The organism is Pseudoalteromonas sp. (genome assembly GCF_041613455.1).
Classification (GTDB): Bacteria; Pseudomonadota; Gammaproteobacteria; order Enterobacterales; family Alteromonadaceae; genus Pseudoalteromonas.
Window position 1 is genome coordinate 1 of sequence record NZ_JBFJHD010000329.1, and the last position, 2,284, is coordinate 2,284.

The following is a 2,284-nucleotide window of genomic DNA, read 5'->3' on the forward strand; positions in this document are numbered from 1 at the left end:
AGGGTTAAATGCAGGCATGTGGACAGTCGGGGTGGCACTCAGTGGTAATGCGGTTGGTTTAACCGAGCAAGAGTGGGCAGCCTGCTCAACCGATGAGCAAGCCACCTTGACCCGTCAAGCGTATCAGCAATTACATCAAGCAGGCGCACATTACGTGATTGACTCTTTAGCTGATATTGAGCCTATTTTGCTGCAAATTGAAGCAAAACTCGCTCGAGGAGAACGCCCTTAATGAACTATCAACCTTTTTGGTTTGATAGTGCGCTAAAAGCGGAGGCAGCAACCGCGCTTCCTTCGCGGCTGCCTGATAATCACCATAGCGATATTTGTATTATCGGTGGTGGTTTTACCGGACTTTGGAGCGCCATTCAAATCAAACAACAACAACCGAGCAAAACAGTCACTATTATTGAACAAGGGCTATGCGGCCAAGGCGCATCGGGACGTAATGGCGGTGCCATGTTGACATGGTCGACTAAACTCCCCAGTTTAATAAACTTAGTGGGCATAGAAAACGCGCTATTTTTAGTGCAGCAATCAGAGCAAGCGGTGCACAGTATTAAACATTTTGCACAGCAACATGCGATTGACTGTGATTGCCGTGTTGATGGCTGTTTTTATACGGCCTCTAATCCCAGTCAAGTTGGCGTATTGAGCCAGACGTTGCAGTGTTTAGATAAATTTAATGTGAACGCTTGGCAGCAGTGTGATGCACAGGCATTGCGCAAAACCGGTTCAAAACAAAACCTCAGTGCACACTTTTCTGCCCACGGCGGCAGTATTCAACCGGCTAAGCTAGTTAGAGGCTTAAAGCGTGTTGCACAGCAACTAGGAGTGCATATAATTGAACAGTGTGCGTACCAACAGCATTTTGGCGAGCAGCCGCTTACAGTACACACTAACCAAGGCAACTTAGTGTGTAATACGCTTATTTTTGCGGTGAACGCGTGGCTGCCGAGTTTACGCAAAGAATTTTCTCGCGCTGTGGTGCTGGTTTCTAGCGATATGCTGATCACCCAGCCTATTCCCACCATTTTAGCGCAGCTGAAGTTAAACCATGGCAGTGCCATTATTGATTCTCGTGTCTTTGTTAATTACTACCGCACCACCAGCGATGGGCGCTTAATGTTAGGTAAAGGCGGTAACTTTTTTAGTTTTAACAATAAGGTACACCCTAGATTTGATATGCCGAGCCAATACGGGGATATTTTACAGGCCTCGCTCAACTATTTTTTTAACGGGCATGATTTACCCATAGAACGTACCTGGACTGGGCCTTCTGATCGCAGCGTCACCGGCTTTCCTTTTTTTGGCCACCTCAACAACCAAAAAAATGTATTATATGCAGGTGGCTACTCTGGCAATGGCATTGTGCAATCTTATTTAGGGGCAAAAATTCTCTGTGCCTTGGCACTCAATAATGCACCACAGTGGCAAAACTGTGGGCTGGTAAACCAATCGCTGCCACAGTTTCCCCCTGAGCCAATCCGCAGCGCAGGTGCTTATCTAGTGCGAAATGCAATTAGGCGCAAAGAGTCTGCCGAAGATCGCAATAGCAGCGCGCACCCTATTGATAAATTTTTAGCCCAATTCAGTGGTGCTGCGGCTAAAGTGGACAGCCAAGCAACGCCCTAATATCCTTGGCTTAAAATAATCAGTATACTGGGTCTAGCGATTAAATTTGGTGGTAACAAATCACATTATGCTTTTATATCAAGAGATCCGTCATTACATTCTCAGCCTGCTACAAACCGATGCGCTTGCAGCAGGCCATAAGCTACCTTCTGAGCGAGTACTGCAACAGCAATTTAACTCCACCCGCATTACTGTACGCGAAGCTTTGAGCAGGCTGGAAGCCGAAGGCCTGATATTTAGCCAAAAGCGCAAAGGCTGGTTTGTCACGCCGAAAAAGTTACAGTGGCACCCTGCAAGCAAAGTTAATTTTTATAAACTTGCACAACAGCAAGGGTTTGTCGCGCACACTCAGCTAATTAGCACCCAAACAATAGCAAACACCCATATAAAAGCGATGACAAGCGCCAGCACTTTATACCACCTGCAACGAGTGCGCAGTTTGAATGGTCGCGCCGTAATGTTTGAACACATCTATTGTGATGCAAAGCGCTTTGCGAATCTTGAATTACATCCGTTAGATAGCTCGATAACCGAGATTATGGCCACGCAGTACGCCACTAATGTCGTTAACGAAAAAAGTATTATTAGTGTGACGGTATTACCTGATGAGGTGAGCAACTTACTGGAAAAAAACAGCGGTACCCCATGC

Annotated in this window: 2 protein-coding genes and 1 pseudogene; all 3 read left to right on the top strand. The window is 46.4% G+C overall.

Features of this window, described 5'->3' with window-relative positions:
• A pseudogene (locus ABYB02_RS16670) lies at window positions 1-232 on the top strand (phosphonoacetaldehyde hydrolase); the annotation flags it as partial.
• The gene (locus ABYB02_RS16675; RefSeq protein ID WP_372763489.1) at window positions 232-1,635 is read left to right on the top strand and encodes an FAD-dependent oxidoreductase; all 1,404 of its coding nucleotides are present in this window, start codon (window positions 232-234) and stop codon (window positions 1,633-1,635) included. The pseudogene ABYB02_RS16670 and the gene ABYB02_RS16675, both read left to right, overlap by 1 nt.
• Window positions 1,636-1,702: 67 nt before the next feature.
• A partial coding sequence (locus tag ABYB02_RS16680) for a GntR family transcriptional regulator (RefSeq protein WP_372763490.1) occupies window positions 1,703-2,284 on the top strand: 582 nt, incomplete at its 3' end.

Excerpts from the sequence above, each read along its gene's own strand:
- ABYB02_RS16675 (WP_372763489.1), top strand. The coding sequence starts at position 232 with ATGAACTATCAACCTTTTTGGTTTGATAGTGCGCTAAAAGCGGAGGCA.